General features: G+C 65.0%; 14 protein-coding genes. 6 read left to right on the top strand and 8 right to left on the bottom strand.

Annotated features, from left to right (window positions below; all coding sequences use genetic code 11):
- Window positions 1-101: 101 nt before the first annotated feature.
- From AC1DEK_RS16225 to AC1DEK_RS16195, 7 genes are all read right to left on the bottom strand, one after another.
- On the bottom strand, window positions 102-821 hold the full coding sequence (locus AC1DEK_RS16225; RefSeq protein ID WP_478126273.1) for a maleate cis-trans isomerase family protein: 720 nt from the start codon (window positions 819-821) through the stop codon (window positions 102-104).
- A 171-nt stretch (window positions 822-992) separates the two neighbouring features.
- Entirely contained in the window at window positions 993-1,937 is a 945-nt protein-coding gene (locus AC1DEK_RS16220; protein WP_478126272.1) for a flavin reductase, read from the bottom strand.
- Window positions 1,934-2,317 (bottom strand): VOC family protein, encoded by a 384-nt coding sequence (locus AC1DEK_RS16215; RefSeq protein ID WP_478126271.1) that lies wholly within the window; start codon window positions 2,315-2,317, stop codon window positions 1,934-1,936. Before AC1DEK_RS16215 ends, AC1DEK_RS16220 begins: the two co-directional genes overlap by 4 nt.
- On the bottom strand, window positions 2,314-3,129 hold the full coding sequence (locus AC1DEK_RS16210) for an SDR family NAD(P)-dependent oxidoreductase (RefSeq protein ID WP_478126270.1): 816 nt from the start codon (window positions 3,127-3,129) through the stop codon (window positions 2,314-2,316). The genes AC1DEK_RS16215 and AC1DEK_RS16210 overlap by 4 nt, the downstream gene beginning before the upstream one ends.
- Window positions 3,130-3,145: 16 nt before the next feature.
- A complete protein-coding gene (locus AC1DEK_RS16205) occupies window positions 3,146-4,213 on the bottom strand; it encodes an LLM class flavin-dependent oxidoreductase (RefSeq protein ID WP_478126269.1) in 1,068 nt (355 codons plus the stop codon).
- Window positions 4,214-4,397: 184 nt separating this feature from the next.
- Complete coding sequence (locus tag AC1DEK_RS16200; protein WP_478126268.1) at window positions 4,398-5,417, bottom strand: Bug family tripartite tricarboxylate transporter substrate binding protein; 1,020 nt, start codon at window positions 5,415-5,417, stop codon at window positions 4,398-4,400.
- Window positions 5,414-6,484 carry an LLM class flavin-dependent oxidoreductase gene (locus AC1DEK_RS16195; protein WP_478126267.1) on the bottom strand — a complete coding sequence of 357 codons (1,071 nt, stop codon included), beginning with the start codon at window positions 6,482-6,484 and terminating at the stop codon, window positions 5,414-5,416. The genes AC1DEK_RS16200 and AC1DEK_RS16195 overlap by 4 nt, the downstream gene beginning before the upstream one ends.
- 109 nt (window positions 6,485-6,593) lie before the next feature.
- Between AC1DEK_RS16195 and AC1DEK_RS16190 the strand changes: the two genes are divergently transcribed.
- Entirely contained in the window at window positions 6,594-7,553 is a 960-nt protein-coding gene (locus AC1DEK_RS16190; RefSeq protein ID WP_478126266.1) for a LysR family transcriptional regulator, read from the top strand.
- Here the strand turns inward: AC1DEK_RS16190 and AC1DEK_RS16185 are convergent.
- Window positions 7,550-8,431, bottom strand: coding sequence for an SMP-30/gluconolactonase/LRE family protein (locus tag AC1DEK_RS16185; protein WP_478126265.1), 882 nt, complete (start codon window positions 8,429-8,431; stop codon window positions 7,550-7,552). The two genes, AC1DEK_RS16190 and AC1DEK_RS16185, sit on opposite strands and share 4 nt — an antisense overlap.
- 364 nt (window positions 8,432-8,795) lie before the next feature.
- On the opposite strand from AC1DEK_RS16185, the gene AC1DEK_RS16180 reads away from it, so the two are divergent.
- Genes AC1DEK_RS16180 through AC1DEK_RS16160 form a run of 5 tightly spaced genes read left to right on the top strand, consistent with a single transcriptional unit; the run spans window position 8,796 to window position 14,671 of the window.
- On the top strand, window positions 8,796-9,566 hold the full coding sequence (locus tag AC1DEK_RS16180; RefSeq protein ID WP_478126264.1) for an enoyl-CoA hydratase/isomerase family protein: 771 nt from the start codon (window positions 8,796-8,798) through the stop codon (window positions 9,564-9,566).
- A 2-nt stretch (window positions 9,567-9,568) separates the two neighbouring features.
- Window positions 9,569-11,692 carry an acetate--CoA ligase family protein gene (locus AC1DEK_RS16175; RefSeq protein WP_478126263.1) on the top strand — a complete coding sequence of 708 codons (2,124 nt, stop codon included), beginning with the start codon at window positions 9,569-9,571 and terminating at the stop codon, window positions 11,690-11,692.
- An 8-nt stretch (window positions 11,693-11,700) separates the two neighbouring features.
- Window positions 11,701-12,918 carry an acyl-CoA dehydrogenase family protein gene (locus AC1DEK_RS16170; protein WP_478126262.1) on the top strand — a complete coding sequence of 406 codons (1,218 nt, stop codon included), beginning with the start codon at window positions 11,701-11,703 and terminating at the stop codon, window positions 12,916-12,918.
- Window positions 12,915-13,898, top strand: coding sequence for an acyl-CoA dehydrogenase family protein (locus AC1DEK_RS16165; protein WP_478126261.1), 984 nt, complete (start codon window positions 12,915-12,917; stop codon window positions 13,896-13,898). Before AC1DEK_RS16170 ends, AC1DEK_RS16165 begins: the two co-directional genes overlap by 4 nt.
- A 14-nt stretch (window positions 13,899-13,912) precedes the next feature.
- Entirely contained in the window at window positions 13,913-14,671 is a 759-nt protein-coding gene (locus AC1DEK_RS16160; RefSeq protein ID WP_478126260.1) for an SDR family NAD(P)-dependent oxidoreductase, read from the top strand.
- The last annotated feature ends 2 nt before the right edge of the window (window positions 14,672-14,673 follow it).

The following is a 14,673-nucleotide window of genomic DNA, read 5'->3' as shown; positions in this document are numbered from 1 at the left end:
CGGCTGGGCCCGCCGCGGGCTCTGCGACCTTGCCGGGGTAGCAATGGAAAGCGGCGGATCCTAGAGCGGGATCTTCATGGCCGGCCGGGCCACCATGGTGCTCATGCGAAGAGCCCTCCCCAGCCTTTGACCGCGCGAGTGTCGATGCCGGTGATCTTGAGCGCCTTCCACACGACGGTGGCAACCGAGTCGTAGATGGGAATGCCGAGTTCGCGCTCCAGGTCGTCGGCCAGCGGAGCGCCGTGCAGGTTGGTGCACATCACGGTGATGGCGTCGGGCTTTTGCTGCGCGACCTCGCGGATCATCTTGCGCAGGGTGTCAGCATCGACTTCGGCGAACGAGAAGTTCACCGTCAGGTCGAGGTGGCGTTCCGCGACGCACTGGATGTCGAGCGCAGCGTAGTTGGCCACGATGCGGCGCTGCACGTCCTCCACATAGGGCGACACCAGCCCCAGCGTGCGTGCGCCCTGCGCGGCCAGCAGGTCGTTGAGCGCCAACACCGACGTGGTCGCCGGGATGCCGGTCACTTCGGTGATGCGCGCGCACAGCGCACGGTCGCGTTCGAAGCCCAGCCAGCTGGCGGAGGTGCCGCTCCAGCAGATGACGTCGACGTTCGCATCGGCCAACAGCCTGGCCGCATCGAGAATGAGGCGTTCGTCGAACTGGTTCTGCGAGGTATCGCCCATCGAGATCTCGGTCACGCGGAACCGCGAAAAGTGCGCCGTGACGCCCGGCACGCCGGCGACCATCGCGCTGGTCAGGGGCTCGAGCGCCGTGTTGGAGGAAGGCGTCAATACGCCGATGCGCTTTTGCTGGGACATTTTGCGGATCTCGAAAAGTTAGGCGGAGGGGGACCTTCGTGCTGCAGGCCAGCGAGATCCGTGCCTATGCCCGCGATGACCAAGGCAAAGCCCCACCAGCCGAGCATCGCGCCCGGGCCTTGGCTCGTCAACATCATTGCTGAAAAACGCGTTGACGCTAGCTGATTGAGCTCATGACCCTGCCTCATTGGCACGGAGCACCGTGATGAACTCGTCCAACGCTGCAGCGGCGCCATCGGCATCGCGCGCCCTCAGGCGCTCGACGACCTTGCGCCGAAGCGGGAACACATCAGGTCGGGGGTGCGCCGGAATGACAAGAGCCATCCGTTCGCGCAGCACCGCCGTCATCGTCCGCGCCATGAGCTGGAGCACTTCGTTGTGGCCCGCCAGAGCGATCGACGAGAAGAAGCTCGTCATCGCTTCGATGCGCTGCGGGAGCGCCTTCTCGCCCTGGTGCTGCTCGATCCGGTCAACCGCCTGCTCGATCGCATCGACTTCCGCTTCGGAGGCGCGCGCGCAGGCCAGGCGAAGCAGCGTTCCGTACAGCGCGCGATAGGCCTCGTCCATGTCGTTCGTGCCGAGCTGGCCTTCGAGCACCAGCTTGCGCAGCGACTCGGCCAGCATCATGTAGGCGCCCTTGTAGAACACCAGCGCATGGTCCGGCGAGCCGGGCGCCATGTGCTTGACTTCGCCGATGAAGATCTCGTGGTCGCCGGCCTCATGGCGCGCATAGACGGAGCACTCGAAGCTGGCAAGGCAGTCGTCGATGAGCGGAGTCCCGAGCGGCCCGGCGCGCCATGCGACGCCTTCGAACTTGTCGGAGATCTTGCTCGAAGCAAAGCGCCCGGAGAGCGCGTCCTGGCTCTGCGACAGGATGTTGATCGCGAAGGTACCTGCCTCCACGAAGGCCGGCAACAGGCTGCTCGCCTTGCGCAGGCTGAAGAGCACCAGCGGCGGCTCGAGTGACACCGAGCTGAAGGAGTTGCAAGTCAGGCCCGCGGGGCGCCCGTCGCCGGTGGTCGTGGTGACGACCGCAACGCCCGTGGGGAAGCACCCCAGCAACTGGCGGAAAAGTTGCGGCTCGATCGCGTCGATCCGCGGCGTCTCATAGCTCATGATGCCGGCGTCGGCTGACGCTTGAAGAGTTGAACGACGTTGCCCTCCGGGTCTCGCAGCGACAACACGGCGCCATGCGAGCCCATGTCGCGCACGCCGAGCACCTCGCCGCCCGACGCCGCGACGCGCTCCGCGACGGCCGCGAAGTCTTCCACTTCGAACACCATCACGACCCCCGAAGTCGCGGGAACCGCTTCCTCGCGGCAAGCCAGCGCGACGTTGCCGTTGCCCACGCCGTACTGGATCCAGCGGTCCTTGTCGCGGAACTTGAGCTGCAGTCCCAGTGCCGACTCATAGAAGCCGTGGAGTTCCGCCGGCCGCTGGGCCACGATGAACACGTTCTGCAGGCGCTTTGGGGAGTCCATGGTGTTGTCGCTCACGTTGCGTTGTTGTTGTAGATATTGGTCAGCGATGCCTTGAGGAAGCCGCCATCGACCACGATGTCCTGCCCGTTGACGTACGCCGACGCATCGCTTGCCAGGAAGGCCACCACCGAGCCGATGTCCTCCGGACGGCCGATGCGGCGTGCGGGGATGGCGGCAGTGCGGCTCTTCAGCGTGGCCTCGTTGCGGTAATGCGGCTCCGACAGCGGTGTGCGGATCATCCCCGGGCTGACCGAGTTCGCACGGATGCCGCGCGGTCCCCATTCAACGGCCATCTGGTGCGTCAGCGCCCTGAGCGCGGCCTTGGTCGGGCCATAGGCGCCAACGCGGGTGGGCACCTGGGCGGCAATCGAAGCCACGTTGACGATGCTGCCCGCCTGCTGGTCGAACATCATCGGCACCAGTGCCTGCGCGCACAGCAAGGCGCCACGCAGGTTGACGCGGAAGATTCGGTCCCACACGTCGATCGGAAGATCGTGCAAGGCCACCGGCGGTGCGGTGATGCCGGCGTTGTTCACCAGCACGTCGCAGCGACCGAAGCGGGATTGCACCTGCCGCGCCATCGCGGCGATGGACGCGGGCTCGCCGATGTCGCAGTGCATGGTCAGCGCGCCATTGCTTTCTGTGATTCCGGCAGATTCGGTGATCTCGGCCGGATAGCTGATGTCGACCTGCACCACGGAGGCGCCCGCCAGCCGCAGGTGTTCGCAGATCGCAAGGCCGAGGCCGCCGGAAGCGCCGGTGACCACGGCCACCCTGCCCTGCAAGGCCTTGGTGTCGAAGGCAGTGGGAGCCGTGGGAGAAGGCATCGAGGACATATGCGCCTCAGGCGGAGACCGAATTCATCGAATCGACTTCCTTGCGGATCGCCGGGATGATCTTTTCGCCCCACAGTTCGATCTGGCGGAGCATCGTCTTCTGATCGCAATCGCCCAACTGCGTCTGCAGCGCAATGTGCTTGGGCCGCAGGATGCTGATTTCCTCCAGCATCTTGTCGATCACCTGGTTGACCGAACCCACCGGCAGGTTCTTGCGCAGTTGCTCGAAAGTCGGGTCGGTGGCCGACGGCACTTCCTTGACCATGTAGCCATCGTCGGACTGCGCGCGACGGAACTTGAGGCTTTCGGAGATGCGGCGCTGGAAGCGCGCGTTGTCGAGGTAGTTGTCGATCTCGGCCTGCTTGTCAGACGCGAACGCGCAGCGCAGGAAGCCGAACTTCACGTCCTCATCGAGATCCGCGCCGTTGTCCTCTGCGACCTTGTCGAGACGCTCGCGCAGCGAGACGATCGCTTCGGTGCCATTGAGCAGTGCGGTGACGAAGAGGTTATGACCTTCGCGCACGCCGCGGCCGAGCGTGACCGGATTGCCCGAGGTGATCCACAGGGGCGGCATCGGCGACTGCACGGGACGCACCGCGATCGAACTCGGCGGCAGCTTGAGGAATTTGCCGTCGTACGAGACGATCTTCTGCGTCAGGCCCTTCGGGATGATGTCGAGGAATTCGTTGTAGATCGCGCCCGAGTCCTCGATCTTCACGCCGAAGCGCTCGAACTCGAACTCCTGGTAGCCGGAGCCGATGCCAAGCTCCAGCCGGCCGTTGGACACCGTGTCCGCAAAGCCCACTTCCGCCAGGAAGCGCGCGGGGTGATACAGCGGCAGGATGCACACCGCGGAACCCAGGCGAATGCGCTGGGTCTTGGCGGCCATGTGCGCGATCATCATCAGCGGCGACGGCGAAAGCGAATAGTTGTTGAAGTGGTGCTCCGCATACCAGGCGGTGTTGAAGCCGGCCTGTTCGGCCACCACGGTCTGCTCAATCGAGTTGTTGATGACCTGCTGCGAAGTCTGGTGATAGCCGCGCTGCTGGGCCAGGATGAATACGCCGAATTCCATGGGTTCCGCCTTCCGAAGGGGTGATGTGCAATGACGGAAATTCTCTTGTTCGATCCCTCGCTCGTGAATACCGAAGGAACGTGATTCAGTCCTGCAAAAAAAGGTGGGATGCGCGTTGCGGACGCGCAAAAAAAAGGACCGGAGCGCGTGGCTCCGGTCCTGTTCCCGGGATGCGCGGTGGCGCTTACTTTTCCTTGAGATCCGTCGTTCGCGCGAGTCCCTGCCAGATGGCGGCATCGCGCTTGATGGAAGCGGTGAACTGCTTCGCCGTGGCGCTCGCGGGCACGATCATGTTCTGCACTTCGATCTTCTCTCGCACTGCGGGCGTCTGTTGCAGGCGGTTGATTTCCGCGTTGAGCCTGTCGATGATTTCCGGCGGCGTTCCTGCCGGCGCGAACACGCCATACCAGCCATCGGCCTCGAACTTGTATCCCTGCTCCGAAAGCGTAGGCAGGTCCTTGGTCGCCGGCCAGCGTTGCGAGCCGGTCTGGCCCAGCCCGACGAGTCGGCCCGCGCGGATGTGCGGAACGGGCGACGCGATGTCGGTGAAGCCAACGCTGATGTTGTTGCCGATGAGATCGGTCACTTCCGAAGTCAAGTTCTTGTAGGGCACATGCGGCATGTCGAGGCCGTAGCGCTCCTTGATGCCCTCCATGGCGAGATGGCCCGACGAGCCGGTGCCCCAAGAGCCATAGGCGAGCTTGCCCGGGTGCGCCTTGGCATAGGCCACCATGTCAGCGAGGTTCTTGAAGCCGGTGCCGGGATTGGCCACCAGCAGGATGCCGGCCGCTCCCACCTGCGCGATCGGCAGCAGGTCCTTCTCCGTGTCATAGGGCAGCTTCGAATGGATGACCGGGTTGATGAGGATCGCGGACGACGGCGCGAACAACAGGGTGTAGCCGTCGCCGGGAGACTTGGCGACCGTGTCGCAGGCGATCAAACCGTTGGCGCCCGGCTTGGAGTCCACCACCACCGGCTGCTTGAGCACTTCGGCCAGGGGCGCTGCGATGAGGCGCGCAAAAATGTCGCCGCCGGCACCGGGCGAACCGGCGACCACGATGCGGATGGGTCGATTGGGCCAGTTGCCCGTGTTCGCGAAGGCACTGAAGCCGGCACCCAGCAGCATGCTGCCGAGGAGGACGGTACGACGTTTGATGGGTATCTGGGTTGAGGTCGGGATCGGGGTTGGGGTTGGGGTGGTCATGCAAGTCTCCTGTTTTGATGGGTGCCCAGTTCCTTCTGGATGGCGGGAATGATCTTTTCGCCCCACAGCTCGATCTGCCTGAGCATCGTCTTCTGGTCGAAATCGCCCAACTGCGTCTGGATCGCGATGTGCTTGGGCTTGAGGATGCTGATCTCTTCGAGCATCCGGTCGATGACCTGGTTCACCGAGCCCACGGGCAGGTTCCTGCGCATCTGCTCGATGGTGGGGTCCGTCTCGTACGGCACTTCCTTGATCATGTAGCCGTCGTCGGACTGTGAGCGGCGGTACTTCAGGCTCTCGGAGATGCGGCGCTGGAAGAGCGCGCATTCCAGGTACGCGTCGATCTCGGCCCTGTTGTCGGACGCGTAGGCGCAGCGCAGGAAGCCGAACTTCACATCGCCATCGAGATTCCTGCCGTTGACGCCGGCCACGTTCTCCAGCTTCGCGCGCAGCGTGCGAATGCCCTCCGTGCCATTGAGCAACGCGGTCACGAACAGGTTGTGGTTCTCGCGAACGCCGCGGCCCAGCGTGACCGGATTGCCCGACGTGATCCAGATCGGCGGCATCGGCTCTTGCACGCAGCGCACGGCGATCGAGCTCGGCGGCATCTTCAGAAAGCGGCCGTCATGCGAAAAGATCTTCTGCGTCAGCCCCTTCGGGAGGATGTCGAGGAATTCGTTGTAGATCGCGCCCGAATCGGCAATGTCGACGCCGAAGCGCTCGAATTCGAATTCCTGGTAGCCCGAGCCCACGCCCAGGTCCAGCCGGCCATTGGAGACCGTGTCGGCAAAACCGACCTCCGCCAGAAAGCGGGCCGGCTGATAGAGTGGCAGGATGCATACGGCGGTGCCCAGGCGAATGCGCTGCGTCTTTGCCGCCATGTGGGCCACCATCATCAGCGGTGACGGCGAAAGCGAATAGTTGTTGAAATGGTGCTCCGCATACCAGGCGGCATCAAATCCAGCCTGTTCCGCCATGACGGTCTGCTGGATCGAGTTATTGATGACCTGCTGCGAAGTCTGGTGATAGCCGCGCTGCTGGGCGAGAATAAATACGCCGAATTCCATTCTTTTCTCCGGGAAAATACCGCCCGCAAGGATCGATAAATTCTAGAGAGACGAGCCGCATCGGCTATGGCTGAAACTGCAGATCAGAACTGCACCAACTGGAGGATTCATGGACAGGTTGCGCGCAATGGAACTGTTCCTGTCGATTTCCCAGACCAAGAACTTTTCCGAGACCGCACGTCGCTTCGGCATCTCGGCGACAGGCGTGTCGCGGATGATCACGGACATCGAGGAAGAGCTGAAGGTCAAGCTGCTGCTGCGCTCCACGCGCCAGATCGCGCTGACCGAATCCGGGCAGGAATATGCGCGCCAGCTCGAAAGCATCCTCTGGCGCATCAACGAACTGCAGAGCAACATCACGGCGATCAGCTCGGCGCCGCAGGGCTTGCTGCGGGTGCATTCGCGAATGATGTTCGGCCTGGGCGTATTGCCCAACCTCATTGCCGGCTTTCGCAAGCTCTATCCCGAGATCCACATCGAACTCACTCTGGGCGAGGCTGCGGTGGACCTGCGACGCAACCAGTTCGACGTGGACTTCCGCATCTCGCCGCCGGTGGAGGCCGGCGTCAAGCGCCGCATGCTGTTCCAGAGCGACCGCTACCTTGTCGCATCGCCCGCCTACCTCGCCGGCAGGCCGGAACTGACGGAACCCGCAAGCATCCTGGCCCACGAGTGCCTCGCCTATCAGCTGCCCGGCGATGAATACACCTGGACCTTCAAGCAGGAGGGGCAACTCGACCAGATCGCATTCAAGCCCCGCCACATCACCAACAGCGGCATTGCCCTGCTGGAGCTTGCGCGGCTCGGCGAAGGCATGGCGCTGCTGGACGACTACACGGTGCACAACGACATTCGCCAGGGTCGCCTCGTGCGCCTGCTGAGCAACTACCGCATCAGCAACAAAGGCTTCGACGAGGGCATGTACGCCACCATCCTCGACACGCCGATCATTCCGGCCAAGATCCGTCTCTTCCTCGACTTCGTGGCCGAGCGCGTGGCCGGACCCGAGCTTCGATTCCTTGCGCACGGCAAGGCCGCGGGACTGGACCCGTCGCCGGGCTCGCCCTAGAGCGGCAGGCGACACACCGGCCGCGCCAGGCCCCGGAAGCCCACGCCCGTGAGCTTGAGCACGGCGCCGTCCATGGGCCCGGATGCGCTGAGCCGTCCACTGTCGCTGATGCTGGTGACGAACAGGTCCGCCATGTCGGGGCCACCGAAACACAGCGCGCTGGGGTACGCCACCGGCAGATCGATGCGATGCGTCAACTGGCCCTGCATGTCGAAGCGCCCCAGCGCGCCTGCGCGCACCAGCGCGGTCCAGAGCCCGCCTTCGCTGTCGAAGGTGCAACCGTCAGGCCCGGAGTCGCAGGCATCGGTCCGCACGAACACCTGCTTGTCGGCCAGCGTGCCGTCGGGCGTGATCGCATAGGAATAGATCACCCGCTCGGCACTGTCCGCGACGTGCAGGCGGCCGTTGACGGGATTCACGCACGGCCCGTTCGCGATGCCGATTCCGCCATCGAGCTTGTGCAGGCGCAAGGCTGTGTCGAGGCGATACAGGCCACCCAGCGGCGGCTCGCCGGCTGCCCGAAACACATGCATCGTGCCGGTCACGAAGCTGCCGTCGGCAAGCGCAACGCCGTCGTTCAGTCGCAGATCAGGATGGCTCGCATCAATACGCGCCAGCGATCGCAGCTTGCCGGTGCGCAGGTCCAAGGCGGCGATTTCTTCCTTCAGGGACAGCACGATGCAGTCGCTGCCATCGCCATTGAATGCGAAGGAACCGAGGGGCGCGGGGGCTTCGTGGCGCGCAGTCACTTCGCCGGTGTCCGGATCCATGGTCAGGATCAGCCCCTGCCGGCAATCCAGCAGCCACAGCCGGCCGCCATGCCAAAGCGGGCATTCGCCCAATGCCAGTTTCAAGTTGCCGAGGCGCTGAATTTTCATTGATTTTCTGACTCGCTAATTAGCTCGCCAATTAATCAGCCAATTAACTGCATTAATTAATGCGACGAATTCAAACTGAATTGTTCAAGTAGACCCGGGTTGACGAATCCGCGCTGGCGCATCCTAGCAGCCATGCCCCAACGGACTCCTTCATTTTTTGCAGAACACTCCTTCAGAATGAATGGAGAACGATTCGGAGTGCCATTTCTATAATTTTCCGCAAGAGACAAACAGGCGGAACGGGCGTTTCATGCCGTCGCCGAAGCCAGGAAAAGAATTTGCCGCAGCGAAAAGCCTGTTTGTCGGAATCGTCCTTTATTCAGATGGATGCCGCAGCGCGCGGTGCCGATTACCGAGGTGATGTATGAGTGATGAATGGGTTCGTTTGGAAGTCTCCGAGGGCGTCGGCCTGGTCACGATGGACCGCAAGCCCGTCAATGCCCTGAACCGCGAAATGCGCCGCCAACTGGTGGCGACGTTCGACGCCATCTCCGAGCGTGAGGACATCCGCTGCGCCGTGCTGACCGGCACCGGCAGCGTCTTCTGCGCGGGCGCCGACCTGAAGGACCGCCCCGATCACACGATCGCCGGCGACTTCCTCGATCACAACCGCATCACCCGCGAGACCGGCAATGCGATTCGCGAATGCGCCAAGCCGGTGATCGCCGCAATCAACGGCACCGCCCTGGGCGCGGGGCTCGGCCTCGCTGCCGCCTGCGACATCCTCTACGCCTCCGAGAACACCACCGTGGGCATGCCCGAGATCAATGTCGGACTGGCCGGCGGCGCCTCGATGCTCAAGACGCTGTTCGGCCGCTCGACCTTGCGCCGCATGTTCTTCACGGGGCAGCGACTGACCGCGGAAGAGCTCTTCCGGCGCAACGTGATCGAGGAAGTGGTTTCCGAGAAAGACCTGCTCCCGGTGACGATGGCGCTCGCACGCGAGATCGCGTCGAAGGCACCGCTGGCCATCATCTACGCCAAGCGCGCGGCCAACATGGTCGACCTGATGCCCCAGCGCGACGCCTACCGCTTCGAGCAGGAATTCACCGTTGCGCTGTCAAAGACCGAAGACGCGCGTGAAGCGCGCATGGCCTTCCTCGAGAAGCGCACGCCGGTCTTCAAGGGACGGTGAAGATGCTGACCCAGGTTCAGGCCACGCCGGGCGCGGGGCTCGACGCATTCTTCAGCGCACGCAGCGTTGCGGTGATCGGCGCGTCCGACGACGTCACCAAGATCGGGGGCCGCCCGGTCCAGTTGCTGCGCAAGTACGGGTATGCGGGCGCGATCTATCCCATCAACCCGAAGGGCGGAACCATCCAGGGTCTGCAGGCCTACGCTTCGGTGCTGGACACGCCCACGGCGCCCGAACTCGCCATCGTGGCGGTGCCCGCGAACGCCACTCTGCAGGCCCTACGCGACTGCGGCAACCGCGGTGTGCGCGGCGTGGTGGTTCTCTCCACCGGCTTCGCGGAGGCGGGCGCCGAGGGCGCGGCGCTGCAGGCCGAACTGGTCCACGTGGCGCGCAACCACGGCATGCGTCTGCTCGGGCCGAACTGCCTCGGCGCGGTGAACGTGGTGGACCGGCTCGTGGCCTCGTTCTCCATCGCGCTCGAACAAAGCATGCCGCCTGCCGGGCAGGTGGGGATCGTCTCGCAGTCGGGAAACATCGGCAGCTTCACGATGCGCTGCATGGCCGATCGCGGCCTCGGCGTGAGCCGCTTCATCGCCACCGGCAACGAAGCCGACGTGGATGTCGCCGATGGCATCGCCGCACTGGCGAACGATTCCGCCACGCGCATCATTCTGTGTTGCATGGAGACCTGCCGCGATGCAGGAAGGCTGATCGCAGCGCTCGACATGGCACGTCGCCATCGCAAGCCGGTGATCGCGCTCAAGATCGGCGCCACCGCGCAAGGCCAGGCCGCAGCCGCCTCGCACACGGGCGCGCTGATGGGCTCGGACGCGGTGTTCGATGCGGTCTTCCGGCGCTACGGCGTGCTGCGCGTGCGCTCGTTCGAAGAACTGCTCGACGTCGGCCACGCAGCGGCCCTGCTGGGTGCGGACCGCCTGCCCACCACCGATGCAGTGACGCTGGTGGCTGCATCCGGCGGCTTCGGCATCATGATGGCCGACGCGATGGTCGAAGCCGGCATGACGCTTCCGCAACTGGCGGACACGACCCGGGCCCTGATCCGCGAAGCCGTTCCGACCGCCGGCACGAACAACCCGGTGGACGCATCGGCACAGATGTCCGCCCGGCCGGACATCCTCTTGAAGATGCTGACCGCACTGCAAGGCGATGCGGGCGGCAGCACACTGGTGCTGCTGCTCGCCCTCTCGCTGTACAACCCGCGGCTGCGCGGCGTGTACATGGAAGCGCTGTCGAAGATTCGCCAGAGCCACCCCGATCGCCTGATGGTCCTCATCAGCAAGGGCCCGGCCGATGCGGTGGCCGAGATCAATGCGCTGGGCATCCCCGTGTTCCCGAGCATCCCTGCGGCGGCCAGCGGGATGGCCGGGCTGGTTCGCCTCGGGCAACTCGCCAGTCTCTCTCCGGCAGCGGCGTACAGCGGCCCTGTCGACAAAGTCGATCCGGCTGTGTTCCGCAACGAGTTCCACGCCAAGAAGGCGCTGGCAGCCGCCGGCATCAGCGTGCCGCGCGAAGAGGTGGTTTCTTCCGCTGAAGAGGCCGTTCGCAGCGCACGGGCGACAGGCTATCCGGTGGTCCTCAAGATCGCATCGGAGGACATCGCCCACAAGACCGAAATCGGCGGCGTGGCGCTCAACCTGAAGGACGACGACGCGGTGCGCCAGGCTTATGACCGCCTGATTGCCAACGCACGCCAGCATGCGCCGGAGGCGCGTCTCGACGGGGTGCTCGTGGCACCGATGGCGCGCGGCGGCGTGGAACTGATCGCCGGCGTTTCGCGCGACCCCGTATTCGGTCCGGTCGTCATGGTGGGGATGGGCGGCATCCATGCGGAAATCCTGAAGGACGTCGCCGTGCAGGTCGCGCCCGTTTCCGAGGAAGAGGCCGCGCGGATGATCCGCAGCCTTCGCATGTATCCGCTGCTCGACGGCGCCCGGGGCCAGGCCAAGTCCGATGTCGGCGCCGCCGCGCGCACCGTGGCAAGGCTGTCCGAATTCGCATGCCGCCATGCGGGCGACGTGGCCGAGATCGACATGAATCCGATCCTTGTCAGGCCCGAAGGCGAGGGTGTGCTCGTGCTCGATGCGCTGATGGTTCCCACCTCTTGAAGGCTCTCATGCACACGGAAAAAAACCCGGCCATCCCGGCCGCCTCGGCGGGTCCGGCCGTCTACCGCCAATATGCGCGCGAGTGGCTCCGCACCCATCTGCCCGGGCACATGCGTGCCGACAGCCTCGACTACCGCACACCCACGCTGGACGAGTGCCGCGACTGGGAAGCCTCCATGTACGACGCGGGCCTGGCCGGCATGACATGGCCCAAGGCCTATGGCGGCCTCGGGCTCACGCTGCGCGAACATCTCGCCGTCAACAAGGAAGTGGGCGCGCTCGCCATGCCCGAGAGCGTGAGCTCGATCGGCAAGGAATTGGCCGGCCCCATCATCCAGACTGTGGGAACGGAAGAGCAGAAGCAGTTCTTCCTGCCGCGCATCCTCTCGATGCGCAACTACTGGTGCCAGGGCTTCTCCGAGCCCGACGCGGGCTCCGATCTCGCGCGATTGCGGACCAAGGCGGTGCAGGAAGGCGACACCTGGCGCATCAACGGCCAGAAGATCTGGACCAGCGGCGCGGCCAAGGCGCACTACTGCCTGCTGCTGACGCGCACCGGCACCGTCGCCGACAAGCACCGCGGCCTGCTGATGTTCGCGGTGCCGATGGACACGCCCGGCATCCGCGTGGTGCCGATCAAGTCGATCGACGGCAAGGACTCGTTCGCCGAAGTGTTCTTCGACAACGTGGTGGTGCCTGACAGCGCAAGGCTCGGCGCGCCCGACGAAGGCTGGAACGCGGCGATCCGCGTGCTGTCGATCGAACGCGCGACCAACCGCATCTACCGCGCGTGGCGCTTCGAATGCGAACTGCGCCAGCTCGTCAACGCCTGCAAGTCCGATCCGCAGTTGTCGAAGTTGCTCGATGACGGCTATTACCAGCGCCGCATCGGCGATGTGGTCGGCGAAATCGCGGCGCTCAAGGGACTGGTCGAACGCACGGTGGACCAGCTCGCGGCCGGCGACAGGATCGGCGCGCGCGGCTCCCTGACCAAGCTGTACTGGTCCGAATGCCACCAGGCCTTCATGGGCTTCGCGCTGTCGATCGTGTCCCAAATCAATCCGCGGTCGAGCCCGCTGGCGCAACGCGCGCGCAAGCACTTCACCGGCGCCTATCTCTATGCCCGCGCCGAAACTATCTATGCGGGCACCACCGAAGTGCAGCTGGACATCATTGCCCAACGCATCATGGATTTGCCCACGGACCTCCAGGAGTCGCTGAAATGAGCGCATCGGACAACGATCTCAAACCGGAGGAGTTCGCACAGGCCGCTGCCGATGCGATCGCAGACGCACAAGCCGCACAAGCCGCACAAGCCCGCGGCTTCCGCGAGGCCGCCGCAGTGCTCGCCAATGCGGGGCTGTGCGGCGTATGCGCAAGCGAAGATGCCGGCGGACTTGCGCTGGGAACCGAGTTCGCGCTGCCCATCGTGGCCGAGGCGGGCAAGCTGCGCCTTCAGTGGCCGCTGCTCGAAACGCTGCTGATCGCCAAGGCGCTCGGCGATTCGCCGCTCGCGGCGGAGCTGGCCGGCGGCACGCGTGTCGCCACCTGGGCGCTGCAAGGCAACCTGCGGGACGGCTTTGCAGGCCACGCGCGCCATGCACGCCACTGCGACTGGGTGCTGGTCGCCGATGGCCAGGGCGGCGGCGCGCTGCTGGATCTCGATTCGATCGAGATTCAGGACGACGCCGCGCTGGACCCGGACTACCCGCAGTCGTGGCTCACGCTCAGCAACGCCAAGGTGCTCGCCGAGATCGATGCCGGCACCTTCGCCACTCTGCAGCGCGACGGCGAGATCCTGATCGCCGGTTGGGTCAACGGCGCGGCCGAAGGGGCGCTCGCCACCACGGCCACCTACATGGCGACCCGCGTGCAGTTCGGACGCCCTCTCTCGGCCAAGCAGGCGGTGCGCCACCTGCTGGCGCGGATGCGGCTGGTGCAGGAGGCATCCAGCGCTGGAATCCAGCGTTTGTTGCGCAAAGACGAATACGGCCATGTGCGCGCGACCGGACCGGTGCTCGCCAATGCGCTGGCGAATGCGGCCTTCGTGCTGGAGAAATCCATCCACCTGCATGGCGGGATGGGCTTCACCTGGGAAGTGCCTCTGCACTACGCCCTGCGCGAAGTGCGCAAGTTCGATGCGGCGTTCGGATCGGGATCGCTGGCGCGCCAGGCCGGACTGGACTTCATCCAGTCCGCGGCATGAATGAAGGAGTTCGAATGAATCAGGATCTGCTCGGCCGCGTGGCCCTCATCACCGGCGCAGGCGCCGGCATCGGCCGCGAGACCGCACTGCAGATGGCGGCCCGCGGCGCCACGGTCTGCGTCAACGACATCAAGGAAGAACTGGTTTCCCCGGTCGTCGACACCATCAAGGACCGCGGCGGAAAAGCATTCGCCGTGCCGATGAACATCGCCACGCGCGAAGGCATCCGGGACGCCATCCGGCGCTCTTTGGAGCACGGCGGGCGCTTCGACATCCTGGTCAACAACGCGGCCTGGGTGCGCTACCAGACCATCCCCGAAATCATGCCCGAGACGATGGACCGCATGCTGGACGTCGGCTTCAAGTCGGTCGTCTGGAGCCTGCAGGAAGCCGTCGCAGTGATGGACCCGCAGCGCGGCGGCTCGATCGTCAATGTGGCATCGGTGGCGGCCCTGCGCTCGGCCGCCAACTCGGTGGTCTATTCGGGCATCAAGGCCGGGATCATGGGGATCACGCGTGCGGCGGCAGCGGAGCTCGGCGCGCGCAACATTCGTGTCAATGCGGTGTGCCCGTCGGCCGTTCCCACAGAAGGCACGCAGCGCAACCGCGACGCCGCGCGCGATGCCAACCGCATCGCGCGAACGCCGCTGGGCCGACTCGGCACGGTCGAAGACATCGCGCGCGCCATCTGTTTCCTGGCGAGCGACGAGGCGGGATTCATCACGGCGCAGGGCCTGACGGTGGACGGCGGCATCACGCTGACCAACATCTGACA

It is taken from the genome of Variovorax sp. 10N420 (assembly GCF_056394705.1).
This window is presented reverse-complemented; position numbering and strand designations above follow the sequence as displayed.